The organism is Streptomyces sp. NPDC048436 (assembly GCF_043200355.1).
Taxonomy (GTDB): Bacteria; Actinomycetota; Actinomycetes; order Streptomycetales; family Streptomycetaceae; genus Streptomyces.
The window spans coordinates 115,075-140,407 of record NZ_JBICXP010000012.1 but is presented as its reverse complement, the minus strand read 5'-3'; the positions used below and the strand labels follow the sequence as shown (position 1 = coordinate 140,407).

Below are 25,333 nucleotides of genomic sequence, written 5' to 3'. Positions count from 1 at the left end.
GGCCCCCGGGCCGGCCACGGCGTTCTAGGAAACGCTGGACGCCCATTCGTAGCGGTGCTCCGGGCGGCCCGTGTCGCCGTACTTGAGGCTGAGCCGCACCCGGCCCGAGCGCTCCAGGAGCTTCAGATAGCGCTGGGCCGTCTGCCGACTGAGCCGGGTGCGGTCCGCCAGCTCCTGGGCGGAGAGCGGCCCCTCAGCGCCCATCAGAGCCCTGCGGACCAGCTCGGCCGTGGTGGGGGAGTGCCCCTTGGGCAGCTCCGGTGCCGGAGTGGCCGAGAGGGCGCCGAAGATGCGGTCGACCTCGGCCTGCTCCGCCTCGCCCCCGCCGTCCAAGGTGCGTCGCAGGGTCGCGTACGCGTCGAGCTTGGCGCGAAGTCCCGCGTAGGAGAAGGGCTTGACCAGGTACTGCAGGGCGCCATGGCGCATCGCGGCCTGGACGGTGGCGACGTCGCGCGCCGCGGTCACCATGATCACGTCGGTCTGATGGCCACGCTCACGCAACGCACGGACGACCGCGAGACCCGTCTCGTCCGGCAGATAGTGGTCGAGGAGTACGAGGTCGACGGGGAGTTCCTCGATGAGCCGCAGCGCCTCGCCCGCGCTGTGGGCCTTCGCGGCCACCCGGAAGCCGGGGACCTTCGCCACGTAGGCGGCGTTGACGTCCGCGACCCGGACGTCGTCGTCCACGACGAGCACCTCGATCATCGTGTCTCCTCCGTGGCGGCCAGTTCGGACTGCGCGAGGGCTTCGGGCAGTACGACGGTGAACTCGGCGCCCCCGTCGGGCGACGCGTCGGCATGTGCGCTGCCGCCCTGCCGCTCGGCGAGCCTGCGGACCAGGGCGAGCCCGATGCCCCGCTTGCCGTGTGCCGGGGGCTCCTTGGTGGTCCAGCCCTCCGTGAAGATCGTCTCGCGGTGCTCGGGCGGTACGCCGGGGCCCGTATCGCGCACCTGGAGGACGACGGCGCGTCCCTCGGTGCGCACATCGACCTCCACGCGCGCGTGCGGCGTGCCGGCCGCCGCGTCGAGCGCGTTGTCGACGAGGTTGCCGACGATGGTGACAAGGCCACCCGGGTCGATCAGACGGTCGGGCAGCGCGGTGTCGCGCGGGACGGCGAGGACGACGCCACGCTCGGCGGCGACCGTGGCCTTGCCCACCAGGAGCGCCGCGAGCAGCGGATCGCCGATCTTCTCCGTGATCTGCTCGGCGGTCACCCGGTGTGCGCCCGCGACTTCGCCGACGAACTCCGCGGCCTCCTCGTACATCTCCAGCTCCAGGAGGCCGAGCAGGGTGTGCATACGGTTGGCGTGTTCGTGGTCCTGGGCGCGCAGCGCGTCGATGAGGCCGCGGGTGGAGTCCAGTTCGCGGCCCAGCTGCTCCAGTTCGGTGCGGTCGCGCAGGGTGGCGACGGCGCCGCCGTCGTCCGTGGGCATGCGGTTGGCGACCAGGACGCGCTGACCGCGGACGGTCAGGAGGTCGGTGCCCGTGACCCGTCCGGCGAGCACATCGGTCGTACGACCCGGGCCGAGCGCGCCGTCTAGGGGCTTGCCGATGGCTTCCGGGCCGAGGCCGAGGAGGCGCTGGGCCTCGTCGTTGAGCAGGCGGATGCGGCCGGAACGGTCCAGCGCGACGACTCCCTCGCGGATGCTGTGCAGCATCGCCTCGCGTTCCGCAAGGAGCGCCGAAATATCGGAGAAGGCCAGGTCACGCGTCTGCCGCTGCACCCTGCGCGAGATCAGATAGGCGGCGAGGGCGCCCACGGCCAGGGCGCCGCCCGCGTACGCGAAGAGGCCGGGGATCGCGTGGATCAGCCGGGCGCGCACGCTGTCGTACTCGATGCCCACGGACACGGCGCCCACGATGTCCCCGTCGACGTCCCGCAGTGGCACCTTGCCGCGGGCCGAGCGGCCCAGGGTGCCGTCGTCGATCTCCATGACCTCGTCCCCGGCGAGCGCGTCGCTCGGGTCGGTCGAGACGACCTGGCCGATCTCGTCGTGCTCGGTGTGGGACCAGCGAACGCCTTCCTTGTTCATGATCACGACGTATTCGGCGCCGCTGGCATGTCGGATCCGCTCGGCTTCCGTCTGTACGGGACCGTCGACCGTGGGCTTCGAAGAGCGCAGGTCGTCGGCGATCTGCGGCTGGGCCGCCGTCGTCTGCGCGATGGCGAGGGCGCGGCGCATCGCCTGGTCGTCCAGTTGATCGCTGAGCGGCGCGAGGAAGAGCCCCGTGGCGAGCACGGCGACCCCGGCGGCGATGGCCAGCTGCATCAGCAGCACCTGCGAGAAGACACGCCGCGGCAGGCCGAGGCGGAGTCGTCGTGCAGGGGAGGTCGGGCTCATGGGTACGAACGGTACGGCGAGCGGAGGGCTACTCCGAAGTCACTGTGGCGCGGATCTCCTGTCCGACCCCGTATGTCACGACTCGTACGCGATCGGCAGCACCGCCACGACGTCCATGCGCGCCGGGGCCGCCGGCTCGGCGCCGCAGCTCTCGGGCCGCGTCGGCAGCGAAGCCCCCTGGGCGACCGTCACGCGCCAGCGCCGCCCGTCGGTGTGCGCCACCGTCACGTCCCAGCGTGGCCCCGTGCCGTCCGTGTGGACGACGCTCAGGGCGCCCGCGGCGTCCTCGCCGGTCGAGGTGCGCACCGCGAGCTCCGCGGCCTGTCCAGGGCGATCCCAGGCGGAATTGCCCCGGCAGCCTTCGGCGACGACGCGGCCCGCGCGCACCGCTTCGAGGATTTCCTTGACGGAGGCGGGGTCGGAGCGGCCGTACGCGTACCCGTAGGGCAGGACCAGCAGGGTGGGGGAGAAGCGGTGACCGCCCAGATGAGTGACTTCCCAGGTGCCTTGTTCACCGGACGCGACGAGCTCGGCGGCGAGCGGCCTGCCGAGGAGGGCGCAGCAGCGGTCGCGGCGGCCGTTCGTGCAGACCAGGGCGAGCGGCGCGCCCGTGTGCGGGGTGCCGAATCCGCCGTGGTCACCCGCCCCGAGAGCACCGAAGTCGAGGCCGAGCAGCTCCTCCGGCTTGTCCGTGACATGAGCGCGCAGCCAGGATCTGCCGGGCACGGTGTGGGCCACGTACACCCGGCGGCGCGTGGAGGCCTGGTCGTCGGCGTGGCGGCCGGGGCGGCGGATGAGTGCGACGCGTACGCCGGTCCCCTCGGCGGCGGCGTTGAGGGCGCGGCCGACCTCCGGGTCCAGGTGGCTCGAAGTGAGCGCTTTGGCACCCCAGGGACCGGGCTGCTCCAGCAGAAGCCACGTCCTGGCGGTGGCCGCGGTCCCCGCGAGAGGCTCGTCCAGGTCCCGCGAGGCGCTGGCGCACTTACTCACGGACGAAGCGGTGGCGCACGTACTCACACAGGGGAGCCTAACCTGCGCCGGATGCGGGGCGAATCAGTCGCCGTCGGCCGTGGGCATCGGCTGGGGCGGACGCAGCCCGACGTACTGCCCGCTGGGGCGCATGCGCAGCGGGCGTTCCTCGTACTCCTCAAGGGCGTGAGCGATCCAGCCGGCCGTACGGGCCACCGCGAAGATCGTCTCGCCTGCCTCGGCGGGCATCCCGGATGACGCGGTGAGGACGGCGAGGGCGAGGTCGACGTTGGCGTGCAGGTCCGTGTGCCGGGCCGTGGTGGCGACCACGTCACGGGCCGCGGCCAGGGCGGGACCCGCCTTGGGGATGCCCTCCAGGAGGGCGAACAGGGCCTTCGCGCGAGGGTCGTCCCCGGGGTAGAGGCGGTGGCCGAGGCCCGGGACGCGGCGGCCCGCGCGGAGCTCGTCGGCCACTACGGGTGCCGCACTTCCCCGGTCGAGGACCTCCAGGAGCATGCGGTGCGCGAGGCCGCTTGCCGCGCCGTGCAGGGGGCCCTCCAGGACGCCGAGTCCGGCGGAGACCGCCGCGTACGGGTGGGCGCGTGCGGAGGCGGCGACGCGGACGGCGAGTGTCGATGCGGCGAGGTCGTGGTCGACGAGCAGCGCCAGCGCGGTGTCCAGGGCGTGCAGGGAGGCCTCGTGCGGGCGCCGGCCGGTCAGCCGCGCCCAGAGCTGGTGGGCCAGAGGGCCCTCGTCCTGGTGGGCACGGCTCACCGGGGGCAGGGCGGTGACGAGGGTGGGGATGAGCGTGCGGGCGGTGCCGATGACGGCTTCTTCGGAGAGGTCGAAGCGCAGGGGGTCCGCTGCCGCGGCGGAGATGGCGGCCACCCGCAGCTGGTCGGTGGGGCCGCTGTGCTCGGGCAGCGCGTCGACGGCGCGGCGTGCGGCCACCACGGTCTCCCTGGGGGCGGTGAAACGGACTCCGGGGCGCATGACTCCGGTCCACAGCCACTCGGCGACCTCTTCGTAGGAGTGCGCCAGAGCCAGCTCCTTCGCGTCGACCCCCCGGTAGTAGTAGCGGTCCTTGTCGATGAGGGTGATGCGGGTGCGGACGGAGAGCTCGCTGCTCGCGGAGGCCGCGGCGGGCTCCCGGCGGTTCTTGCGGGCGAGCGACTCGACTTCCTTGGCGTCGAAGGTGCTGCCCCGGGCGCCGGGGCCGCGGCGGCTGCTGAGCTGACCACGGCTCACGTAGGCGTACACGGTCTCCGGTTTCACGCCGAGCAGTTCAGCGGCTTCGCGGGTGCTCAGGCGTCGGCCTTCCCTCGGGGTGGCCTCTTGATCCGTCATGACGTCACCGTATCTACATTGATTGAATCAATATTGACAGAGCTTCAGTCAAGCATGGACAGTCGAATCAAGTCCAGGGAGGAAGTCGAGGAAGAACATGCCGATCAATGGCTCCACCACCACCGCCACCGCCCCCGTGGAGGTACCCCGCGGGCTCGCGGGCGTCGTCGTGACCGAGACCCGGCTCGGCGATGTCAGGGGTTACGAGGGCTTCTACCACTACCGCCAGTACTCGGCCGTCGAGCTCGCGCAGAACCGCAGCTTCGAGGACGTATGGCACCTGATGTTCCACGGCGAGCTGCCGGATGAGGCGCGGCGCGCGGCCTTCACCGCGCAGACCGCGTCCCTGCGCCGGCTGCCCGACGAGGTGCGGGCCGCGCTGCCCGCGATAGCCAAGGCCAGCGCACTGTCGGGACCGCTCTCCGGACTGCGTACGGCGTTGTCGCTCTTCGGCGCGGCAAAAGGCTTCCGCCCCGTGTACGACATTGACGGCGACCAGCGTCGTGCCGACGCCCTCGCCGCGTCCGCCGTCGTACCGACGCTGCTCACCGCTCTGTACCGGCTGGGCCAGGGACTCGACCCGGTCGAACCCCGCGACGACCTGTCGTACGCGGCCAACTACCTCTACATGATGACCGGTTCGGAGCCGGACCCGGGCCGTGCGCGGGCGATCGAGCAGTACTTGATCTCGACCATTGATCACGGATTCAACGCGTCAACGTTCACGGCCAGGGTCATCACCTCGACCGGCGCGGATGTCGCGGCCTGCCTGGTGGGCGCCGTGGGCGCGCTGTCGGGCCCGCTGCACGGCGGAGCGCCGAGCCGCGCGCTCGACACTCTCGATGCCATCGGCACCCCCGACCGCATCGACGGCTGGATCCGCGAACGGGTCCTCGCGGGGGACCGCATCATGGGCTTCGGCCACCCCGTCTACCGCACCGAGGACCCGCGCTCGCGCATGCTGCGGGAAATCGCGCGGCAATTCGGCGGGCGGATGGTGGAGTTCGCGGTCGAGGTCGAGCGCCAGGTCGAGGCGATTCTCGCCGAACTGAAGCCGGGGCGCGAGCTGCACACCAACGTGGAGTTCTATGCGGGGGTCGTCATGGAGCTGTGCGGTCTGCCGAGGGAGATGTTCACGCCTACGTTCGCGTCGGCGCGGGTGGTGGGGTGGGGGGCCAACATCCTTGAGCAGGCGGAGGATTCGAAGATTATTCGGCCTGCGGCGCGGTATGTGGGGGAGCCCGCACCACAGGCGGTGCCGCCGGCCCGCTAGGTCCTGTCGTTCGGATCAGGCCCTGGGCGAAGCAGGCTCGGCCGGAGCGGCCGAGCCTGTAAGGGCGTACGCCAGTCCCCGGCGACGTACACCAGGGACCTTCAGGAATCGGGGATGTCGATCTTGGCGCGCAGCAGCGTCTCGCGGCTCACGATCACGATGCGTTCGTAGTCCGCTCGCGAGGCGTCGGGCGGGAGTTCCTTTTCGAGCGCCGCTGTTGCCTCTGTCCCGATGACAGCGAAGTTCCCGTCGCTGAGTTCGAAGACATCCGGGCATGACTGTCCTGAGGCGCTTCCCCGCTGCTGGGGAGAGGCACCGATGCGGCGCACGATCTTCAACGGTTTTCCAGTCCTAGGAGCGGTGGCGAGGAGGTGGCGGGAAAGCAGCGCTGTCTGAGGCGTTGCTGAAGTTTTAAGGGGTCGCGCGCGGGGTAGAACGCGACGCGCGCGCCTACCCTAGGGACTGGCGATGCCTGAGACAAACTGCGTCAACATCGCGCGCACCCGTCGCGCAGGGCTCAACTGGCCACTCAACTGCCCCTATTCGCAAGGCGGTTCGCCCACGACCCACCATTCGTCGGTGTCCGCGTCCTCCAGGTCCTGGATGAGCTTGTCCACCATTCGGCCCAGGCGGGCCTCGTCCGACGTGTCCAGCAGGCTGGCCCGGTGCGGCCGTGTGGCCTTCCAGTAGCCGCGGAAGATCGGGTTCTGGCAGATCAGGCGCAGATGACCGTGCACCTCTTCCCACCCGAAGTTGCCTACACGCCAGAACAGCAAGGCGTTGGTGTACACCGCGTTGGCGAAGAGGTACTGCCGGAGGGTGCGTGGATCGAGGGGTACGTCGAAGGTGTCGAGGACAGCCGCGAGGTCGGGATCGTCCATCGCCTTGCTGAGCATGTCGAACTGCAGGCGCTGCTGCGAGATCAGGGCGGCGTTGCGCTGGTGATCGGTCTGCTCCGCGCAGTCGACGCGCAGCCGGAGTGTGTCGTGCTTGCGCTGTGCGGCTGAGGCCGCGATCATCCCGACCGCGAAAGCGAGGCCCGCAGCAGTGGCGTACCTCAACCCCCGTACCCCAAAGTTCTGTGTGGCCATGTCAACCCCCGAATCGGCGACCGTCCGCCGGTCGTCGGATGCGGGTCGACAGGGAGAGGACCGGCGAGCGATGGGCGGTGCGCTTGCCGCCTCCCAGGATGCCGAGCGGCTCTGACCGGCAGGGAGGCGGAGAGGAGGCGCACGGAAGGAAGCGGTGGTCGCATGTCCCGGCGCCGTGCCCAATGTGTGCCCCGCCTGCGCCGCTAACAATCGTTCACTTCGAGGGGTTTCTACGCGCTCGTATGCTGAGGCGGCATTCAATCGTCGTACGGGAGCTGGCGCACGCGCCGGTGCACGCGTCAGTGTGAAAGGGGTCGCACGTTGACTCAGCCGGGTGCAGGAACTCAGTCGGGTGCGAGGGTGCCGTCCAGCGTGCGGCAGATCCCCGTCATCGTCCTCACGGGCTTCCTCGGCTCCGGCAAGACGACCCTGCTCAACCACCTCCTCCACCGCAGCGGGGGCAGCCGGATCGGCGCCATCGTCAATGACTTCGGGTCCATCGAGATCGACGCCATGTCCGTCGCCGGGCAGCTCGGTGACTCCACCGTCTCGCTCGGCAACGGATGTCTGTGCTGCGCCGTGGACGCCAGTGAGCTCGACGAATATCTGGAGCGGCTCGCCAGGCCCTCGGCCCGGATCGACGTCATCGTCATCGAGGCGAGCGGGCTCGCCGAGCCGCAGGAGCTCGTGAAGATGGTCCTCGCCAGCGAGAACCCGTACATCGTGTACGGAGGGCTGATCGAGGTCGTCGATGCCGCCGAGTTCGACTCCACGCGGCAGCGGCATCCCGAAGTGGACCGGCATCTGGGGATCGCCGATCTCGTGGTCGTCAACAAGGCCGACCGCGTCCCGGACGAGGAGCGGGACCGGATTCTCGGTGTCGTCCGCGGTTTCACCGATCGCGCCGCCGTGGTCCCCGCCTCGTACGGGCGCGTGGACGTGGAGCTGATCCTCGACCGCAAGCCCGTGGGGGAGCGGGTGGGGCAGCTCTCCTTCGACGACCTGCATCAGCACGAGCACGACGTGCGCGATGAGCACCACGACCACCTGCACTCCGCCTACGAAAGCCTCTCCTTCTCCTCCGAAGTGCCCCTGAGCCCCCGCCCGTTCATGGCCCTCCTCGACAGCCGGCCCGAAGGGCTCTACCGCATCAAGGGGTACGTCGATTTCGGCGCCGCCGACCCGCGCAACAAGTACGCCGTGCACGCCGTGGGGCGGTTTCTGCGCTTCTACCCCGAGCCGTGGGCCGCGGGCGAGCCCCGGCTCACCCAGCTCGTGCTCATCGGGTCGGGCGTCGACGTACCGGCCTTGGAGAGGGAACTGGAGGCCTCACGCGCGTACGCCCCACAGGCCGGTGCCGATGAGCACAGCATGTGGGGCGTACTTCGCTACGTCCAGGAACCGCAGGGCGACCGGAGCGACTGACTACGCCGGGCCCGCCACCGCGGCCACCGGCTTCGCCAGCGAGACCCCCGAGCCGTCCCGCCGCGGGTCGATCTCCGGCAGCTCCGCCGGAAGGCCGCTGCGCTGGGCCGCGAGCGGCGGCGTCGGGCCCGCCCACGCGAAGCTCAGACAGTCCTCGCCCTTGAGCAGGCGCTGGACGCGCACGCCGCCGGTGGCCCGGCCCTTGCGGGGGTACTGGTCGAACGGCGTCACCTTGGCCGTCGTCTGCACCGAGTCGTCGAGCGTGCCGCGCGAGCCCGCCACCGTGAACACCACGGCTTCCACGGCAGGGTCCACCGCCGTGAAGGAGATGACCTTGACGCCGTCCGCGAGCTTGATGCCCGTCATGCCGCCCGCGGGGCGGCCCTGCGGACGGACCTGCGAGGCCTGGTAACGGAGCAACTGGGCGTCGTCCGTGATGAAGACCAGGTCCTCCTCGCCCGTACGCAGCTCGGCCGCGCCGACGATACGGTCACCGTCCTTGAGGGTGATGACCTCCAACTCGTCCTTGTTCGACGGATAGTCGGGGACCACGCGCTTGACCACGCCCTGTTCGGTGCCGATGGCGAGCCCCGGAGAGGACTCGTCAAGCGTCATCAGGCAGATCAGCTTCTCGTCCGCCTCCAGGGAGAGCAGCTCCGAGACCGGCGCGCCTCCGGAGAGGTTGGGCGTCGCCGCCGTGTCCGGAAGCTGCGGGAGGTCCACCACGGCAAGGCGCAGCAGCCGCCCATCGGACGTCACCGCTCCGACCTCGCCCCGCGCGGTCGCGGGCACGGCCGAGACGATCACGTCGTGCTTGACGCGCTTGCTGTCGTTCTCCGCGAACGGCTCGCCATTGGCCGTACGGGCGAGCAGACCGGTCGAGGAGAGCAGCACGCGGCAGGGGTCGTCCGCCACCTGAAGGGAGACGGTGAGCGCCGGGGTGCCCGCCGACTCCAGGAGCACCGTGCGCCGGTCCGTGCCGAACTTCTTGGACACGGCGGCCAGTTCGGCGGAGACGAGCTTGCGCAGCTCGGCGTCCGACTCGAGGATGCGGGTCAGTTCGGCGATCTCGGCGTTGAGCTTGTCGCGCTCGGACTCCAGCTCGATGCGGTCGAACTTGGTGAGGCGGCGCAGAGGCGTGTCGAGGATGTACTGCGTCTGGGTCTCGCTCAACGAGAAGCGCTCGATCAGGCGCTCCTTGGCCTGCGCGGAGTTGTCGCTTGAGCGGATGAGGCGGATGACCTCGTCGATGTCCAGGAGCGCGACCAGGAGCCCCTCGACCAGGTGCAGCCGGGCCTGCTTCTTGCCGCGGCGGAACTCGCTGCGGCGGCGCACGACGTTGAAACGGTGGTCCAGATAGACCTCAAGAAGCTCCTTGAGGCCGAGGGTGAGCGGCTGGCCGTCCACCAGGGCCACGTTGTTGATGCCGAAGGACTCCTCCATCGGCGTCAGTTTGTAGAGCTGCTCAAGGACGGCCTCAGGAACGAAGCCGTTCTTGACCTCGATGACCAGACGCAGGCCGTGCGAGCGGTCCGTGAGGTCCTTGACGTCGGCGATGCCCTGGAGCTTCTTCGAGCCGACCAGGTCCTTGATCTTCGCGATGACCTTCTCGGGGCCTACGGAGAAGGGCAGTTCGGTCACGACCAGGCCCTTGCGGCGCGCGGTGACGGCCTCGACGGCCACCGTCGCGCGGATCTTGAAGGTGCCTCGCCCTGATTCGTACGCGTCCTTCACCCCGGACAGGCCGACGATGCGGCCCCCCGTGGGCAGGTCGGGACCCGGCACGAAACGCATCAGCGTCTCCAGGTCGGCCCCGGGGTGCTTGATCAGATGGCGGGCGGCGGCGATGACCTCGCCCAGGTTGTGCGGCGGCATGTTCGTCGCCATGCCCACGGCGATGCCGGACGCGCCGTTCACCAGAAGGTTCGGGTAGGCCGCGGGCAGGGCGACCGGCTCCTGCTCCTGGCCGTCGTAGTTCGGCTCGAAGTCGACCGTGTTCTCGTCGATCGACTCCGTCATCAGGGAGGTGGCGTCGGCCATCTTGCACTCGGTGTACCGCATGGCGGCCGGCGGGTCGTCGTTGCCGAGCGAGCCGAAGTTTCCGTGGCCGTCCACCAGCGGCAGGCGCATGGAGAAGGGCTGGGCCATGCGCACCAGGGCGTCGTAGATCGACGCGTCGCCATGCGGGTGCAACTTACCCATGACCTCGCCGACGACGCGGGCGCACTTCACATACCCACGTTCGGGGCGCAGGCCCATTTCGCTCATCTGGTACACGATCCGGCGGTGTACCGGCTTCATGCCGTCGCGGGCGTCCGGCAGGGCGCGCGAGTAGATGACCGAATACGCGTACTCGAGGAAGGAGCCCTGCATCTCGTCGACGACGTCGATGTCGAGGATCTTCTCCTCGAACGACTCATCGGGCGGCGGGGTCTTCGTGCTGCGGCGGGCCATCGCGGCTGCGGCTCCTTCACGGTGTCTGCCAGGGCATCAGCGGGATCTGACGCCGACCATTGTGGACTGTCCCACTGACAACGCCGACCACGACCCGGACTTCGGGGCCGACTACGCCGAGCGCGGAGCGGGAACTTCACAGGTTGTCGGCACGCTTGCATACAGTGGCAGGACTGGCAGAATTTCCAGCTTTTCGCGATCGAAGGGACGTACATGCCCATGGGTCACACGGCCACAGCCGAGGCCGGCTCCGGCGGCCTGACAGCGACCGAGCACCGGCTGGCCAATGGCCTGCGCGTGGTGCTCTCCGAGGACCACCTGACCCCGGTCGCCGCGGTCTGCCTCTGGTACGACGTCGGCTCACGGCACGAGGTCAAGGGGCGTACGGGCCTCGCGCACCTCTTCGAGCACCTCATGTTCCAGGGGTCGAAGCAGGTGCACGGCAACGGCCACTTCGAGCTGGTGCAGGGAGCGGGCGGTTCGCTCAACGGCACCACGAGCTTCGAGCGGACGAACTATTTCGAGACCATGCCCACACACCAGCTGGAGCTGGCCCTGTGGCTGGAAGCCGACCGGATGGGCTCGCTGCTCTCCGCGCTCGACGAAGAATCCATGGAGAACCAGCGTGACGTCGTCAAGAACGAGCGCCGCCAGCGCTACGACAACGTTCCGTACGGCACGGCGTTCGAGAAGCTGACCGCCCTCTCGTACCCCGAGGGCCACCCCTACCACCACACCCCGATCGGCTCCATGGCCGATCTGGACGCGGCGACGCTCGAAGACGCGCGGCACTTCTTCCGTACGTACTACGCGCCCAACAACGCGGTCCTGTCGATCGTCGGCGACATCGACCCGGAGCAGACCCTCGCCTGGGTCGAGAAGTACTTCGGGTCCATCCCCTCGCACGACGGCAAGCAGCCGCCGCGCGACGGCTCCCTGCCCGACACGATCGGCAAGGAGCTGCGCGAGGTCGTCGAGGAGGAGGTCCCGGCCCGCGCCCTGATGGCCGCCTACCGCCTCCCGGAGGACGGCACGCGCGCGTGCGACGCGGCCGACCTGGCGCTCACTATCCTCGGCAGCGGCGAGTCCTCAAGGCTCTACAACCGCCTCGTGCGCCGCGACCGCACCGCCGTGGCGGCCGGATTCGGGCTGCTGCGCCTTGCCGGAGCCCCCTCGCTCGGCTGGCTCGACGTGAAGACGTCCGGTGATGTCGAGGTCCCGGTCATCGAGGCCGCCGTCGACGAGGAGCTCGCCCGTTTCGCACAGGAGGGCCCCACCGAGGAGGAGATGGAGCGCGCCCAGGCACAGCTGGAGCGCGAGTGGCTCGACCGCCTCGCCACGGTGTCGGGCCGCGCCGACGAACTGTGCCGGTACGCCGTCCTGTTCGGCGACCCGCAGCTCGCCCTCACCGCCGTCGGGCGCGTCCTTGAGGTCACCGCGGAAGAGGTCCAGGCCGCCGCCGCTGCCCGCCTGCGCCCGGACAACCGCGCGGTGCTCGTGTACGAGCCCATCGACGGCACCGCGGCTTCTGACGCCGAAGCCACCGACGAGGACGAAGAGGAGGCGGCGAAGTGACCGAGGCCGCGACGATGCAGTTCCACCCCCAGCCCCAGGCGGGCACCGCACGGCCGTGGGCCTTCCCCGCGCCCGAGCGCGCCACCCTGGACAACGGCCTCACCGTGCTGCGCTGCCACCGCCCCGGCCAGCAGGTCGTCGCCGTCGAGGTCCACCTTGAGGCGCCGCTCGAAGCCGAGCCCCAGGGCCTCGACGGCGTCGCCACGATCATGGCGAGGGCCTTCAACGAAGGCACCGACAAACACTCCGCGGAGGAGTTCGCCGCCGAACTCGACCGCTGCGGCGCCTCCATGGACGCGCACGCCGACCACCCCGGCGTCCGCGTCTCCCTCGAAGTCCCCGTATCGCGTCTCCCGAAGGCCCTCGGGCTGCTCGCCGACGCGCTGCGCGCCCCCGCCTTCGCGGACAGCGAGATCGAACGCCTCGTACGCAACCGCCTGGACGAGATCCCGCACGAGGCCGCCAACCCGGCGCGCCGCGCCGCCAAGGAGCTCTCCCGGCAGCTCTTCCCGGCGACCTCGCGCATGTCGCGCCCCCGCCAGGGCACCGAGGAGACGGTCACGGCCATCGACTCGGCGGCGGTGCGTGCCTTCTACGAGAAGCACGTGCGTCCGGCCACGGCGACCGCCGTCGTCGTGGGTGATCTGACCGGCGTCGACCTGGACGCCGTCATCGCCGACACCGTCGGCGCCTGGACCGGTGACATGGCCGAGCCGCGCCCGGTGCCTCCGGTGACCGCCGACGACACCGGGCGCGTCGTCATCGTCGACCGCCCTGGAGCCGTCCAGACGCAGCTGCTCATCGGCCGCGTGGGACCGGACCGCCACGACCGGGTCTGGCCCGCGCAGGTGCTCGGCACGTACTGCCTGGGCGGCACCCTCACCTCCCGTCTGGACCGCGTCCTGCGCGAGGAGAAGGGATACACCTACGGCGTACGGTCGTTCGCCCAGGTCCTGCGTTCCGCGCCGGACGGCAGCGGCGCCGCGATGCTCGCCATCAGCGGCTCCGTGGACACCGAGTCCACGGGACCGGCGCTCGAAGACCTGTGGAAGGTGCTGCGCACGCTCGCCGCCGAGGGCCTCACGGACGCCGAGCGCGACGTCGCCGTGCAGAACCTGGTGGGCGTGGCGCCGCTCAAGTACGAGATGGCGGCGTCCGTCGCGGCCACGCTCGCCGACCAGGTCGAGCAGCACCTGCCGGACGACTTCCAGGCGCGGCTGTACCGGCAGTTGGCCGAAACCGGCACCGTGGAGGCCACCGCCGCCGTGGTGAGCGCCTTCCCCGGTGACCGGCTCGTGACGGTGCTCGTCGGTGACGCCGCGCAGATCGAGGAGCCCGTCAAGGCACTCGGCATCGGTGAAGTGAGTGTGGTCACGGGCTGAGTGGCATGTCACCGCCTGAGTGACAGTCAGGACATATCGGGACCCCAGTGGCGGGAATTGGCTGCTGGGGTCCCTGTATGCCCGAATTAGTACAGAGGTTGCGTGTCTGCCCTGTGGCGTGCGCTACAAAAGTCCTGATCCGTTTGTCGATTGAAAGATGTCCCGCTTAGCGTCGGTCCGGCTGTTCGTCATGCAGTACGCCGCGTCCGCGGCACCGGACAGTCATCGCCGAGTCCCCGTACGGCGCGAGCCAGGGGAGCCGGGGACCCACATGTCCCCTGGGGTGAATCGGGCGCCTTGCCGCGAGGTGAGGAACCCGTAGGAGACCTTCCTGCTCCGAACCCGTCAGCTAACCCGGTAGGCGAGAAGGAAGGAAAGGATCAGCCGCTACATGGCGTTCACCCGTGCCACCGGGAAGCACCGTCGCCCGAGCCGCCTCACACGTACGACCGCGAATGTCGCGGGCGTCGCCGCGCTGACCACCACCGGTGTCATCGGAGGTCTGGCCGCTCCGGCGCTCGCCGCCGACGGCGCGGCCGTCGAGCACACCGGCCTCACCCAGGCGATCTCCGTCGGCGACTCGCTCGCCGAGAGCATCGACGCGCAGGCCGCCGCCCAGCAGCAGGCCGCCGACGACGCCGCTGCCGCCAAGAAGGCCGAAGAGGCCGCCAAGAAGAAGGCCGCCGAGGCGAAGCGCAAGGCCGAGGCCGAGGCCAAGGCAAAGGCCAAGAAGGAGCGCGAGGTCAAGGAGCGCGCCGCCCGCGAGGCCGAGCGCAAGCGCTTGAACACCTACGTCGCCCCCGTCGAAGGCTCGTACGTCTCCACGGGCTACCAGACCGGCGGCGCCATGTGGTCCTCCGGCAGCCACACCGGCATCGACTTCCACGCCGCGTCCGGCACCTCGGTCCACGCCGTCGGTTCCGGCACCGTCGTCGAGGCGGGCTGGGGCGGTGCCTACGGCAACAACGTGGTCATCAAGATGAACGACGGCACGTACACCCAGTACGGCCACATGTCGTCCCTCGGCGTCTCCGTCGGCCAGGCGGTCACTCCGGGCCAGCAGATAGGCCTCTCCGGCTCCACCGGCAACTCCAGCGGCCCGCACCTGCACTTCGAGGCCCGCACCGGCGAGGAGTACGGCACGGACATCGACCCGACCGCGTACCTCCGTTCGCACGGCGTCAACGTCTGACCCCAGTCGTTTACCGAAAGCCCCGGCTCATCGAGAGCCGGGGCTTTCGGCGTTCCCGCATGGCCTTGTTGTCGCACCGCATCGCTTTGGCCAAAAAATATCCATGGATTTCGACCTGCCGTCGGAAATTCAGTCGCTCTGCAATAGAGTCACTGAACAGGCGTCAATCGACCGCGTTACGCGGGGATTAAGGCGGAGGTCAGGTCATGCGCATTCCCGCGCACTCGGTATGCACGGCCATCCGGGACGACATCGTCTCCGGTGTCTACGAACGGGGTGGCCGGCTCACCGAGGAACTCCTCGCGCGCCGCTACGGAGTCTCCCGCGTCCCTGTGCGCGAGGCCCTGCGCACCCTGGAGTCCGAGGGCTTCGTCGTCACGCGAAGGCACGCGGGCGCGTGTGTCGCGGAGCCCACCGAGGAGGATGCGGCCGACCTCCTGGAGATACGCATGCTCCTGGAGCCGCTGGGCGCGGCCCGTGCCGCACGCCGCCGCACAGAGGCGCACCTGAAGGTCCTGCGCGGCCTCGTCAGGCTCGGCCAGGAGCGCTCAAGGCGCGGTCAGAGCGAGGATCTGCGCTCGCTGAGCGGCTGGTTCCACGAGACGCTCGCACAGTCGTCCGGCAGCCCTGGGCTCACCGCGCTGCTCACCCAGCTCCGGCACAAGATCGCCTGGATGTACGTCGTCGAGAGCTCGGCCGCTCCCGCCGAGACCTGGGCGGAGCACGCAGCGATCGTCGACGCGGTGGCGCGCGGCGACGCCGAGCGGGCCCGCGCGCTGACCGCGCAGCATACGGAGCGGACGGTCTCGGCGCACCGGCTGCGGTTCGCGCCCCAAAACGACCGTGTCCGTGTGAGGGATTCGCAACATGCCGTAAACACGGTGGGCCTCCGGCATTAACAGAGGCGCCGTATACAAAGAAGTGCTATTCGGCGGGGGATTATTTCCGCTGCCCGAATTCGGCGTCGGACCGTGTCCCGCGCGGAATTGAAGTAACCGGGCGTGGAAACGCCGAAGGGCCCGCCCCTAATTCGGGCGGGCCCTTCGGCGTATGAGTTCCAGTCTTTGTCAGACGGTCTCGGGGAGTTCCTCGAGGCCGTCCGCGACCAGCTTCGCCAGCCGGTCGAGAGCGGCGTCCGCACCCTCCGCGTCGGAGGCGAGCACGATCTCCTCGCCGCCCTGCGCGCCCAGACCGAGCACGGCGAGCATGGAGCCGGCGTTCACGGGGTTGCCGTCAGCCTTGGCGATCGTCACGGGGACGCCGGCGGCCGTGGCCGCGCGGACGAAGATGGAGGCGGGTCGGGCGTGAAGGCCCTCGGCCCAGCCGACGTTGACGCGGCGCTCAGCCATGTGTTGCTGCCCTTCCAGGTGTCTCACACTTGTCTAGACCAGTGTCTCATGCCATCACGAGTGCTCCGCAGGCCGTTGATCCGCACCCGGCCGACAGCTGGTCCGTGCTCCGTCGACCGTACGTCCTGGGCCACCGGGCCCGCGTCCCGGCCTCCGGCGCTCTCCTAGCCTGCCCCGGCCAAGGCGCCCCCGCGACCCGTACCCTGGCCCCATGCAGACCCCGTCGGACCGGCACGCATACCCCTCCCACTGGGAAGCCGACGTCGTTCTCAGGGACGGCGGCACCGCCCGGATCAGGCCCATCACGGCCGAGGATGCGGACCGGCTGGTCAGCTTCTACGAACAGGTCTCCGACGAGTCGAAGTACTACCGCTTCTTCGCGCCCTACCCCCGCCTGTCCGCCAAGGACGTCCACCGCTTCACCCATCACGACCAGGTGGACCGGGTCGGTCTGGCGGCGACGGTGAGCGGCGAGTTCATCGCCACCGTGCGCTTCGACCGCATCGACTCCCGCGGCATGTCCGCCAGCGCGCCCGCCGACCAGGCCGAGGTCGCCTTCCTCGTGCAGGACGCCCACCAGGGCCGTGGTGTCGCGTCCACGCTCCTCGAACACATCGCCGCCGTCGCCAGGGAGCGCGGCATCCGCCGCTTCGTCGCCGAGGTGCTGCCGGCCAACACCAAGATGATCAAGGTGTTCACGGACGCGGGCTACCAGCAGAAACGCAGCTTCGAGGACGGCGTCGTACGTCTCGAGTTCGATCTGGAGCCGACCGACCGCTCGCTCGCCGTGCAGTACGCCCGTGAGCAGCGCGCCGAGGCGCGGTCCGTGCAGCGGCTGCTCACGCCGGGATCGGTCGCCGTGATCGGCGTCGGGCGCACGCCGGGCGGCGTGGGGCGCAGCGTCCTGCGCAATCTGCGCGACGCGGGCTTCACGGGACGTCTGTACGCGGTGAACAGCGCGTTCGAGGAGGAGACCGAGGTCGACGGCGTGCCCGCCTACCGCTCGGTGCGGGACATCGAGGAGCCCGTCGAGCTCGCGGTCGTCACCGTGCCCGCCGAGCGGGTGCCAAGGGCCGTCGACGAGTGCGGCGAGCGCGGGGTGCTCGGCCTGGTCGTGATCTCCGCCGGGTACGCGGAGAGCGGCCCCGAAGGGCGTGAGCGGCAGCGCGAACTGGTGCGCCAGGCGCGGTCGTACGGTACGCGGATCCTCGGCCCGAACGCCTTCGGCGTCATCAACACCTCTCCCGAGGTACGGCTCAACGCCTCGCTGGCCCCGCATCCTCCCGAGCGCGGCAGGATCGGTCTCTTCACCCAGTCCGGTGCGATCGGCATCGCACTCCTTTCCGGTCTGCACCGGCGCGGGGCGGGCTTGTCCACCTTCGTGAGCGCGGGCAACCGCGCGGACGTGTCCGGCAACGACGTCCTGCAGTACTGGTACGAGGACCCGGACACCGATGTCGCCCTGATGTACCTCGAATCCATCGGCAACCCGCGCAAGTTCACGCGCCTGGCCCGGCGCGCGGCGACGGCGAAGCCGCTGGTGGTGGTGCAGGGGGCGAAGCACAGCGGGATCTCACCCACGGGGCACGCGGTGCAGGCCACGCGCCTTCCGCATGCCACGGTGTCGGCGCTGCTGCGCCAGGCGGGGGTGATCCGGGTCGACACGGTCACCGAGATGGTGGACGCGGGGCTGCTGCTCGCGGGGCAGCCGTTGCCCTCGGGGCCGCGGGTCGCCATTCTCGGCAACTCCGAGTCGCTCGGTCTTCTCACGTACGACGCGTGCGTCGCCGACGGGCTTCGGCCGCTGCCGCCGCGGGACCTCACCACGGGGGCCACGCCGGGGGACTTCCGGGCTGCTCTGGCCGAGGCGTTGTCGGACCATGCCTGCGATGCGGTCATCGTCACCGCGATTCCCTGGGTCCAGGAGGACGGAGCCACGGAGTCCCCGGAAGCGGAGGCCCTGGCCACCGCGCTGCGCGCCGCCGCGGAGGGGTGCCCCGCCAAACCGGTGCTTGTGGTCCACGTCGAGTTGGGGGGTCTCGCCGAGGTACTGTCCGCGGCCACCCGCACCGGCCCGAACGCCCCTACGGGACGCGTGCCCACAGCGGCGGCAACGGCCCCCGCAGCGACAGCACCAGAGGCGCATGCCACGCAGAGCGAACCGCTGAGCCCCGCGCAGCAGTACCGCATCCCCGCCTACCCCGCCGCCGAGCGTGCCGTCCGGGCCCTCGCCGAAGCCGTGAAGTACGCCCAGTGGCGGCGCGAGGGCAAGGAGCCCGGGAAGGTTCATGAGTACGACGACATCGACGAGAGCGGCGCCGCCGACCGCATCGCCGAGCTGCTCCGCGCGGACGACGACCCCCGTGGCGCCACCCTGGCCGAAGCCGACGCAAGTGAACTGCTGGGGCGCTACGGCATCGACGTACGGCACGCCCTGCCCGCGCCCGACCCGGACGCGGCCGTCGAGGCCGCCCGCACGCTCGGCTACCCCGTGGCCCTCAAGACCACCGCCCCTCACCTGCGGCACCGCGCCGACCTCGGCGGTGTACGGCTCGACCTGGCGGACGAGGAGCAACTGCGCCGCGCCTACGCCGAATTGACCGAGGCCTTCGGCAAGCCCGCCGAGCTGCGGCCCGTCGTGCAGGCGATGGCACCCCGCGGCGTCGACACCGTCGTCCGCGCGGTGATCGACCCGGCGGCCGGAGCGGTGCTCTCGTTCGGGCTCGCCGGCGCCCCGTCCGAGCTGCTCGGCGACACCGGGCACCGGCTGATCCCGGTCACCGAACGCGAGGCGGGTTCCCTGGTCAGATCCATCCGGACCGCCCCGCTCCTCTTCGGCTGGCGCGGCTCGGCGCCCGTGGACACCCCGGCCCTCGAAGAGCTGCTCCAGCGCGTGTCGCGGCTCGTGGACGACCACCCCGAGGTGGTCGGTGTCTCCCTGGAGCCCGTGGTCGTCGCCCAGCGCGGCCTCTCCGTGCTCGGCGCCTCCGTGCGGCTCGCGCCCCCGCCCGCCCGCAACGACCTCGGTCCGCGCACCCTGCCCGGGTACTGAGGCGGCCGGTGGGGCACCGTGGGCCCTCCGCCGGGTCGTAGGATGGACGGCATGGCAAAGACCGGTACGACGACCCAGGGGCTGCGTGCGGCGATCGAGCGCAGCGGCTACTACCCGGCCCTCGTGGCCGAGGCGGTGGAGGCCGCGATCGGCGGCGAGCCCATCGGGTCCTACCTGGTCCACCAGGAGACCACGTTCGACGCGAACGAAGTGCGCCGTCACGTGACGGTCCTCGTCCTGACCGGCACGCGCTTCATCGTCAGCCACACGGACGAGCAGGCGGCGGACAGCACCTCGCCCACGCCGTACGCGACGACCTCCACGGAGTCCGTGAAGATCGGCCGGATCTCGTCCGTCGTCGTCAGCCGCGTCGTCGCCAACCCGGAGAAGTACGTCCCGGGCTCGCTGCCCCGCGAGGTCGTCCTGACCATCGGCTGGGGCGCCGTGGCCCGCATCGACCTGGAGCCCGCCGCCTGCGGCGACCCCAACTGCGAGGCCGACCACGGCTACACCGGCAGCTCCACCGCCGACGACCTCAGCCTCCGCGTCAGCGAGGCGGGCGACGGCCCGGACGCCGTGCGCCAGACCCTGGCCTTCGCGCAGGCCCTGTCCGAGGCGACCGCGGACACCGCCCGCTGATGTCCCTGCCCGCCTGGGACGACGTGGAGCCGCTCTCCCTCGACTCCGCCCCCCTGCCCGCGTACGGCGCGGGCTCGCTCGCCGACCTGCTGCCCACCCTGGTCTCCCACCAGGGCGTGGACGGCTTCACGCCCGTCATCCCGGAGCTCACCCCGGCCGACCGGAACTGCGTCTTCCTGATCGACGGTCTCGGCTGGGAGCAGCTCATCGCCCACCCGGCCGAGGCACCCTTCCTGACCTCGCTCCTCAGCACCTCACGCGGCGGTACGGGACGTCCGATCACCGCGGGGTTCCCCGCCACCACGGCCACCTCCCTCGCCTCGGTCGGCACGGGCCTGCCGCCTGCCTCGCACGGCCTGCCCGGCTACACCGTCCGCAACCCCGCCACCGGCGAGCTGATGAACCAGCTCCGCTGGAACCCGTGGACGGACCCGCGCAAGTGGCAGCCGTACCCCACCGTCTTCCAGCAGGCCCACGCGGCGGGCGTGCACACCGCCCAGGTGTCGTCCCCGACCTTCGAGAAGACCCCGCTCACCAAGATCGCGCTGAGCGGCGGCCGCTTCCACGGCCGGCTCTCCGGCGAGGACCGCATGGACCTCGCCGCCGAGCAACTGGCCGCGGGCGACCGGTCGCTGGTCTATACGTACTACGCGGAAGTGGACGGCAAGGGCCACCGTTACGGCGTCGACTCCGACGCCTGGCGCGGCCAGCTCATGTACGTCGACCGTCTCGTCCAGCGCCTCGCCGAGCAGCTCCCGCCGCGCAGCGCCCTGTACGTCACCGCCGACCACGGCATGCTCGACATCCCGTTCGACGAACAGTCCCGCATCGACTTCGACGAGGACTGGGAGCTGCGCGCGGGCGTCGCCCTCCTCGGCGGTGAGGGCCGTGCACGCCATGTGTACGCGGTGCCGGGCGCCGAGAACGACGTACTGACCGTCTGGCGCGAGGTGCTCGGCGAGCAGTTCTGGATCGCGAGCCGGGACGAGGCGATCGCGGCGGGCTGGTTCGGGCCGCCCGGCGCCTGTGACGAACGGGTGTACGGGCGCATCGGTGACGTCGTCGCCGCGGCCCACGACGACGTGGCGATCATCGCCACCGAGAAGGAGCCGAAGGAGTCGGCCCTGGTCGGCATGCACGGCTCCATGACCGCCGTCGAACAGCTCGTGCCGCTCCTCGAAGTACGCTCCTGACCAAGCCCCCGTGAACCCGGTGAACCCGGTGAACACCGTCCCCCGTATGTCCCGAAAGGCTCAACTCCCCATGCCCGAGCTGGTGTTCTTCTCCGGAACGATGGACTGCGGAAAGAGCACCCTGGCTCTGCAGATCGAGCACAACCGCTCGGCCCGCGGACTGAAGGGGATGATCTTCACCCGTGACGACCGCGCGGGCGAGGGCAAGCTGTCATCGCGGCTCGGTCTCGTCACGGACGCGATCGAGGCCGGGGACGCCTTCGACTTCTACGCCCATCTCGTCGACCACCTCTCGCAGGGCGGCCGCGCGGACTACGTGATCGCGGACGAGGCGCAGTTCCTCGCCCCCGCGCAGATCGACCAGCTGGCCCGCGTCGTGGACGACCTGGGCCTTGACGTCTTCGCCTTCGGCATCACCACGGACTTCCGCTCCAAGCTCTTCCCCGGCTCGCAGCGCCTGGTCGAACTCGCCGACCGCGTAGAGGTGTTGCAGGTCGAGGCCCTGTGCTGGTGCGGCGCCCGCGCCACTCACAACGCCCGCACGATAGGCGGCGCGATGGTCGTCGAAGGCGCCCAGGTCGTCATCGGCGACGTCAACCACGCGGCGGACGAGGTGGGTTACGAGGTGCTGTGCCGCCGTCACCACAGGCGAAGGATGACGGCGGCGACCTCACACGCGGGGGCCCTGTCGCCCGACGTGCTGCCGGTCGACACGGCGACCGGCGTCTGAGCCTCTGAGCCGTGGGGCAGCTCGTCAGCTCTCGGACCGCAGGAGAGTGAAGACCGCGCCCTCCGGGTCGGCCACGGTGGCCTCCCGCCCGTGGGTGCCCGCCCGCGCGGAACTGACGACGTGGCCGCCGAGCTCGGTGACGCGCTCCACCGACTCGTCGACATCGGCGACTTCGAAGTACGTCATCCAGTGCGGGCCCCGGTCCCGCGGCAGGGCCTGGCCCACGCCGTGCACGGAGGCCACGGGCCGGCCGTCGACCTGCAGCGTCACATAGTCGAAGTCGGCGGAGACGACCGCCTCTTCGGTGTAGCCGAAGACGGCTTCGTAGAACTTGAGGACACCCGCTGTCTCCGGAGTCACCAGTTCGTTCCACGCGGGCGCTCCGGGTACCCCGACGAGGCCGGCGCCGAGGTGCTCCGCCGCCTGCCAGATTCCGAAGACCGCGCCCGCCGGGTCCGAAGCGATGGCCATCCTGCCGGCCGGTCCCGCGTCCAGCGGGCCGACGCCAAGGGTGCCGCAGCAGTGCCGCACCGACTCCGCGGTGGCGTCCACGTCGTCGGACGCCAAGTAGGGCGTCCAGGCGATCGGCAGATGGTGATCGGGCGGCAGCTGACCGATCCCGGCGACCTCGTGGCCGTCGAGCAGCGCCCGTACGTAGGGTCCGAGCTGGTCGGGGCCTGGCCGGAACTCCCAGCCGAACAGCGCTCCGTAGAACTCCTGGGTCGCGGCCAGGCCGTGTGCCATCAGGCTCACCCAGCAGGGTGTGCCGGGCGTGCGGCGGACGGCCCCCATGCCGTCACGCTGACCCGTCGACCCCCGTGCCTCCGTCATCGTCACTCTCTCCTCGGCCCGTCATGGCGGCCGCTCGGCTTCCGCTTGCGAACACGCGTTCCTGTCGCACGTCTGCCCGACCGTGCAGATGCTCGCACCACCCACGGCGCCGCGCGTCCCGGGCGCGGGCTTGCCCTCCGCCCAGAGGATGCCCGATTTGCCGCTTCTCATCCGTTGGCGCGCTCTTGCTCGGTGGTGCCGTACGGCAGTACACGGCGTGCCCGGTTCCATACGCCCCGTGTTCGCCGGTCTACGGCGGAGCAGGGTAGCCGGACCTGGCGGATGCGGCCACCCCGTGCGCGAGGATGGAGCGCATGAATGCCATCATCTCCGCATCCGAACTCGCGAGCGACTCGGCGGGCGAGAACCCGCCAGTGCTCCTGGACATCCGCTGGCAGTTGAGCATGGCCAAGGCCGCGGGCGCCCCGGCCTTCGACGGCCGCGCCGAGTACGAGGCGGGCCACATCCCGGGCGCCGTCTTCGTCGATCTGGACGCCGATCTCGCGGGCCCGGCGGGCTCCGCCGGACGGCATCCCCTGCCGGACGTGGACCACTTCGGCGCGGTGATGCGCGCGGCCGGGGTGTCGGCCGACCGGGACGTCGTCGTGTACGACGGCGGGCAGGGCTGGGCCGCCGCACGCGCCTGGTGGCTGCTGCGCTGGACGGGTCATCCCTCGGTGCGTGTGCTTGACGGCGGGCTCGCCGCGTGGACCGGCCCGCTGGAGACGGGGGACCGGCGTCCGGCGGCCGAGGGCTCCTTCGTCCCCGCCGCGAACACCACGGACCTCCTGGACGCCGACGAGGCGGCCTCTGTGGCGCGCTCAGGGCTGCTCCTGGACGCCCGCGCGGCCGAGCGCTACCGCGGTGACGTCGAGCCGATCGACCGTGTCGGCGGCCACATCCCGGGTGCGGTCTCCGCGCCGACCACGGAGAACGTCACGGAGGACGGCACTTTCAAGCCGGCCGCCGAACTCGCGTTCCGCTTCAACTCCCTGGGGGTGTCCGACACTTCCGAGGTCGGCGTCTACTGCGGCTCCGGAGTGTCCGGCGCCCACGAGGTGCTGGCGCTCGCGGTGGCCGGGATCCCGGCGTCGCTGTATGTCGGCTCCTGGTCGGAGTGGTCCTCGGACGAGTCACGGCCGGTGGCCAAGGGCCCCGATCCGCAGTAACCGACCGGTCATGCGCAGTCGGGCCCCGCACCGGCCGGTGCGGGGCCCGACTGCTGCCTGTTGCTCTTGTTACTCCTGTTACTCCTGCTTCTTGCGCCGCGTGCCGAAGACGATCTCGTCCCAGCTGGGCACCGCGGCGCGCCGCCCGGGCCGTACGCCGTCGGCCTCGGCCTGGCGGTCGGTGGTGCCGGTGAGGCGGTCGCGGTGGCTGGCCACCGAGCGGGGCATCAGGACGTCCGCGTACGCCGAACCCGCGCCGGCCGACGCCGCCGGGGGCTCTTCGGCCTCAGGGTCCTGCTCGTCCTCCTCCGCGGGCGGCAGGTCCGTGGTCGGCAGCGCGGGGCGCTCCGGCACGATCATGTCGCCGCGGAAGCTCGGCACCGCCTCCAGGAGGCTGGTGAGCGAGTCGCGCTCCGCCTCCGATACGGCTGCGGTCGCGGCCGTGGCGGTGTTCTCCTCCGCGGGCTCCGGGGGCGGCGGCCCGCTGGGGCGGTCCAACTGCCGGTCCAGGGCGCGGTCCAGCGGCCGGTCGAGCGCGGGCCTGTCCCGGGGCAGCCGGGCGATGCGCGGCACGAACGGGAAGCTGGGCTCCGGCGCGGCGATGTCGTCCGTCTCGCCGATCAGCGAGCGCGCCTCGTCGTCGACTGCCTGTACGAGCCGCCGCGGCGGGTCGTACGTCCAGCTCGCGGAGTGCGGTTCGGTCGCGACGCAGTAGACGAGCAGGACCTCCCAGGTGCCGTCGTCGCGGCGCCAGGAGTCCCACTGGACGGTCTCCTTGTCGGCGCCGCGCAGGAGCAGTCGCTCCGATACGGCCTCGCCGAGCTGGGGTCCGGTGTTCTCGCCGGGACGGCGCACGGGGGTCTTCCGGGCCCGCTCGGCCATGAAGGCGCGCTCGGCGAGCACGGGTCCTTCGAAGCGGCGGACGCGATCGACGGGAATTCCCGCGAGCGAGGCGACTTCCTCCGCGCTGGCACCGGCTCGTATCCGTGCCTGGATGTCGCGGGGGCGGAGGTGGCTCTCCACCTCGATCTCGATCTGGCCGAGACGCGGTCGGTCGCCGCGCACCGCCGCGCGCAGCCGCTCGTCGATCGGAAGCGTGTACTCCGTGCTGTCCGCAGCTTTGAGCACCAGCCGTGTGCCGTCGTTGCTGACGGCCACGACACGCAGTTCGGGCATGGGAACCTCCCGGGTGGTGCCTGCCGACGTCACGTGCGTCGCTGCTTCCGCTAGTCGAGTGTGGCCTGCCCGGGTGCAGCCTGCCACAACCTTGCCGAGTTGCCCGGCGTGTCGGGCATGGGCCCAAGGTCGCCGTTATGGCAC

Annotated in this window: 21 protein-coding genes and 1 riboswitch; of the genes, 11 read left to right on the top strand and 10 right to left on the bottom strand. The window is 70.9% G+C overall.

Annotation, left to right across the window (positions count from 1 at the left end):
* Window positions 1-24 precede the first annotated feature (24 nt).
* The 4 genes from ACGFX9_RS32050 to ACGFX9_RS32035 form a co-directional block, all read right to left on the bottom strand.
* Window positions 25-705: a response regulator gene (locus ACGFX9_RS32050; protein ID WP_393480928.1), complete on the bottom strand. Its 681-nt coding sequence runs from the start codon at window positions 703-705 to the stop codon at window positions 25-27.
* Window positions 702-2,342 (bottom strand): ATP-binding protein, encoded by a 1,641-nt coding sequence (locus tag ACGFX9_RS32045; protein WP_393480924.1) that lies wholly within the window; start codon window positions 2,340-2,342, stop codon window positions 702-704. The genes ACGFX9_RS32050 and ACGFX9_RS32045 overlap by 4 nt, the downstream gene beginning before the upstream one ends.
* Window positions 2,343-2,417: 75 nt before the next feature.
* The gene (locus tag ACGFX9_RS32040) at window positions 2,418-3,332 is read right to left on the bottom strand and encodes a sucrase ferredoxin (RefSeq protein WP_393480919.1); all 915 of its coding nucleotides are present in this window, start codon (window positions 3,330-3,332) and stop codon (window positions 2,418-2,420) included.
* 63 nt (window positions 3,333-3,395) lie between these two features.
* The gene (locus ACGFX9_RS32035; RefSeq protein WP_393480914.1) at window positions 3,396-4,658 is read right to left on the bottom strand and encodes a citrate synthase family protein; all 1,263 of its coding nucleotides are present in this window, start codon (window positions 4,656-4,658) and stop codon (window positions 3,396-3,398) included.
* A gap of 97 nt (window positions 4,659-4,755) precedes the next feature.
* On the opposite strand from ACGFX9_RS32035, the gene ACGFX9_RS32030 reads away from it, so the two are divergent.
* Entirely contained in the window at window positions 4,756-5,931 is a 1,176-nt protein-coding gene (locus ACGFX9_RS32030) for a citrate synthase (protein WP_393480909.1), read from the top strand.
* A 101-nt stretch (window positions 5,932-6,032) separates the two neighbouring features.
* Here the strand turns inward: ACGFX9_RS32030 and ACGFX9_RS32025 are convergent, their stop codons facing one another.
* Complete coding sequence (locus ACGFX9_RS32025) at window positions 6,033-6,269, bottom strand: hypothetical protein (protein ID WP_393480904.1); 237 nt, start codon at window positions 6,267-6,269, stop codon at window positions 6,033-6,035.
* 201 nt (window positions 6,270-6,470) lie between these two features.
* Complete coding sequence (locus tag ACGFX9_RS32020; protein WP_393480899.1) at window positions 6,471-6,950, bottom strand: DUF6082 family protein; 480 nt, start codon at window positions 6,948-6,950, stop codon at window positions 6,471-6,473.
* Between the two features lie 444 nt (window positions 6,951-7,394).
* Here ACGFX9_RS32020 and ACGFX9_RS32015 point away from each other — a divergent pair, with 444 nt between their 5' ends.
* On the top strand, window positions 7,395-8,447 hold the full coding sequence (locus tag ACGFX9_RS32015) for a CobW family GTP-binding protein (RefSeq protein WP_393480894.1): 1,053 nt from the start codon (window positions 7,395-7,397) through the stop codon (window positions 8,445-8,447).
* On the opposite strand, the gene ACGFX9_RS32010 is transcribed toward ACGFX9_RS32015, so the two are convergent.
* Window positions 8,448-10,901 carry a DNA topoisomerase (ATP-hydrolyzing) subunit A gene (locus ACGFX9_RS32010; protein ID WP_393480888.1) on the bottom strand — a complete coding sequence of 818 codons (2,454 nt, stop codon included), beginning with the start codon at window positions 10,899-10,901 and terminating at the stop codon, window positions 8,448-8,450. It lies immediately after the preceding gene.
* Between the two features lie 219 nt (window positions 10,902-11,120).
* Between ACGFX9_RS32010 and ACGFX9_RS32005 the strand changes: the two genes are divergently transcribed.
* The 4 genes from ACGFX9_RS32005 to ACGFX9_RS31990 all read left to right on the top strand — a co-directional run bounded on the left by ACGFX9_RS32005 (window position 11,121) and on the right by ACGFX9_RS31990 (window position 15,949).
* Complete coding sequence (locus tag ACGFX9_RS32005; protein WP_393481343.1) at window positions 11,121-12,476, top strand: M16 family metallopeptidase; 1,356 nt, start codon at window positions 11,121-11,123, stop codon at window positions 12,474-12,476.
* Window positions 12,473-13,858, top strand: coding sequence for a M16 family metallopeptidase (locus ACGFX9_RS32000; protein WP_393480883.1), 1,386 nt, complete (start codon window positions 12,473-12,475; stop codon window positions 13,856-13,858). Before ACGFX9_RS32005 ends, ACGFX9_RS32000 begins: the two co-directional genes overlap by 4 nt.
* A gap of 216 nt (window positions 13,859-14,074) precedes the next feature.
* Window positions 14,075-14,237: riboswitch (cyclic di-AMP (ydaO/yuaA leader) on the top strand.
* Between the two features lie 12 nt (window positions 14,238-14,249).
* On the top strand, window positions 14,250-15,050 hold the full coding sequence (locus tag ACGFX9_RS31995; RefSeq protein ID WP_393480878.1) for a M23 family metallopeptidase: 801 nt from the start codon (window positions 14,250-14,252) through the stop codon (window positions 15,048-15,050).
* A 206-nt stretch (window positions 15,051-15,256) separates the two neighbouring features.
* A complete protein-coding gene (locus ACGFX9_RS31990; RefSeq protein ID WP_393480873.1) occupies window positions 15,257-15,949 on the top strand; it encodes a GntR family transcriptional regulator in 693 nt (230 codons plus the stop codon).
* A 168-nt stretch (window positions 15,950-16,117) separates the two neighbouring features.
* Here the strand turns inward: ACGFX9_RS31990 and ACGFX9_RS31985 are convergent, their stop codons facing one another.
* Window positions 16,118-16,399 carry an HPr family phosphocarrier protein gene (locus tag ACGFX9_RS31985; protein ID WP_249587283.1) on the bottom strand — a complete coding sequence of 94 codons (282 nt, stop codon included), beginning with the start codon at window positions 16,397-16,399 and terminating at the stop codon, window positions 16,118-16,120.
* Between the two features lie 211 nt (window positions 16,400-16,610).
* Between ACGFX9_RS31985 and ACGFX9_RS31980 the strand changes: the two genes are divergently transcribed.
* The 4 genes from ACGFX9_RS31980 (at window position 16,611) to ACGFX9_RS31965 (ending at window position 22,013) form a co-directional block, all read left to right on the top strand.
* A complete protein-coding gene (locus tag ACGFX9_RS31980; protein ID WP_393480869.1) occupies window positions 16,611-19,451 on the top strand; it encodes a GNAT family N-acetyltransferase in 2,841 nt (946 codons plus the stop codon).
* Between the two features lie 51 nt (window positions 19,452-19,502).
* A complete protein-coding gene (locus ACGFX9_RS31975) occupies window positions 19,503-20,090 on the top strand; it encodes a DUF5998 family protein (RefSeq protein WP_393480866.1) in 588 nt (195 codons plus the stop codon).
* Window positions 20,090-21,283: an alkaline phosphatase family protein gene (locus ACGFX9_RS31970; RefSeq protein WP_393480863.1), complete on the top strand. Its 1,194-nt coding sequence runs from the start codon at window positions 20,090-20,092 to the stop codon at window positions 21,281-21,283. Before ACGFX9_RS31975 ends, ACGFX9_RS31970 begins: the two co-directional genes overlap by 1 nt.
* A 70-nt stretch (window positions 21,284-21,353) precedes the next feature.
* Window positions 21,354-22,013 (top strand): thymidine kinase, encoded by a 660-nt coding sequence (locus ACGFX9_RS31965; RefSeq protein ID WP_393481340.1) that lies wholly within the window; start codon window positions 21,354-21,356, stop codon window positions 22,011-22,013.
* Between the two features lie 24 nt (window positions 22,014-22,037).
* On the opposite strand, the gene ACGFX9_RS31960 is transcribed toward ACGFX9_RS31965, so the two are convergent.
* On the bottom strand, window positions 22,038-22,844 hold the full coding sequence (locus tag ACGFX9_RS31960) for a VOC family protein (RefSeq protein ID WP_393480858.1): 807 nt from the start codon (window positions 22,842-22,844) through the stop codon (window positions 22,038-22,040).
* Window positions 22,845-23,158: 314 nt separating this feature from the next.
* Between ACGFX9_RS31960 and ACGFX9_RS31955 the strand changes: the two genes are divergently transcribed.
* The gene (locus ACGFX9_RS31955) at window positions 23,159-24,013 is read left to right on the top strand and encodes a sulfurtransferase (protein WP_393480855.1); all 855 of its coding nucleotides are present in this window, start codon (window positions 23,159-23,161) and stop codon (window positions 24,011-24,013) included.
* A 78-nt stretch (window positions 24,014-24,091) separates the two neighbouring features.
* Here the strand turns inward: ACGFX9_RS31955 and sepH are convergent, their stop codons facing one another.
* Window positions 24,092-25,189: a septation protein SepH gene (gene sepH / locus ACGFX9_RS31950; RefSeq protein ID WP_393480850.1), complete on the bottom strand. Its 1,098-nt coding sequence runs from the start codon at window positions 25,187-25,189 to the stop codon at window positions 24,092-24,094.
* Between the last annotated feature and the right edge of the window lie 144 nt (window positions 25,190-25,333).

Excerpts from the sequence above, each read along its gene's own strand:
- ACGFX9_RS32050 (WP_393480928.1), bottom strand. The coding sequence starts at position 705 with ATGATCGAGGTGCTCGTCGTGGACGACGACGTCCGGGTCGCGGACGTC.
- ACGFX9_RS32045 (WP_393480924.1), bottom strand. The coding sequence starts at position 2,342 with ATGAGCCCGACCTCCCCTGCACGACGACTCCGCCTCGGCCTGCCGCGG.
- ACGFX9_RS32035 (WP_393480914.1), bottom strand. The coding sequence starts at position 4,658 with ATGACGGATCAAGAGGCCACCCCGAGGGAAGGCCGACGCCTGAGCACC.
- ACGFX9_RS32030 (WP_393480909.1), top strand. The coding sequence starts at position 4,756 with ATGCCGATCAATGGCTCCACCACCACCGCCACCGCCCCCGTGGAGGTA.
- ACGFX9_RS32020 (WP_393480899.1), bottom strand. The coding sequence starts at position 6,950 with ATGATCGCGGCCTCAGCCGCACAGCGCAAGCACGACACACTCCGGCTG.
- ACGFX9_RS32010 (WP_393480888.1), bottom strand. The coding sequence starts at position 10,901 with ATGGCCCGCCGCAGCACGAAGACCCCGCCGCCCGATGAGTCGTTCGAG.
- ACGFX9_RS32005 (WP_393481343.1), top strand. The coding sequence starts at position 11,121 with ATGGGTCACACGGCCACAGCCGAGGCCGGCTCCGGCGGCCTGACAGCG.
- ACGFX9_RS31995 (WP_393480878.1), top strand. The coding sequence starts at position 14,250 with ATGGCGTTCACCCGTGCCACCGGGAAGCACCGTCGCCCGAGCCGCCTC.
- ACGFX9_RS31990 (WP_393480873.1), top strand. The coding sequence starts at position 15,257 with ATGCGCATTCCCGCGCACTCGGTATGCACGGCCATCCGGGACGACATC.
- ACGFX9_RS31985 (WP_249587283.1), bottom strand. The coding sequence starts at position 16,399 with ATGGCTGAGCGCCGCGTCAACGTCGGCTGGGCCGAGGGCCTTCACGCC.
- ACGFX9_RS31980 (WP_393480869.1), top strand. The coding sequence starts at position 16,611 with ATGCAGACCCCGTCGGACCGGCACGCATACCCCTCCCACTGGGAAGCC.
- ACGFX9_RS31975 (WP_393480866.1), top strand. The coding sequence starts at position 19,503 with ATGGCAAAGACCGGTACGACGACCCAGGGGCTGCGTGCGGCGATCGAG.
- ACGFX9_RS31970 (WP_393480863.1), top strand. The coding sequence starts at position 20,090 with ATGTCCCTGCCCGCCTGGGACGACGTGGAGCCGCTCTCCCTCGACTCC.
- ACGFX9_RS31965 (WP_393481340.1), top strand. The coding sequence starts at position 21,354 with ATGCCCGAGCTGGTGTTCTTCTCCGGAACGATGGACTGCGGAAAGAGC.
- ACGFX9_RS31960 (WP_393480858.1), bottom strand. The coding sequence starts at position 22,844 with ATGACGGAGGCACGGGGGTCGACGGGTCAGCGTGACGGCATGGGGGCC.
- ACGFX9_RS31955 (WP_393480855.1), top strand. The coding sequence starts at position 23,159 with ATGAATGCCATCATCTCCGCATCCGAACTCGCGAGCGACTCGGCGGGC.
- sepH (WP_393480850.1), bottom strand. The coding sequence starts at position 25,189 with ATGCCCGAACTGCGTGTCGTGGCCGTCAGCAACGACGGCACACGGCTG.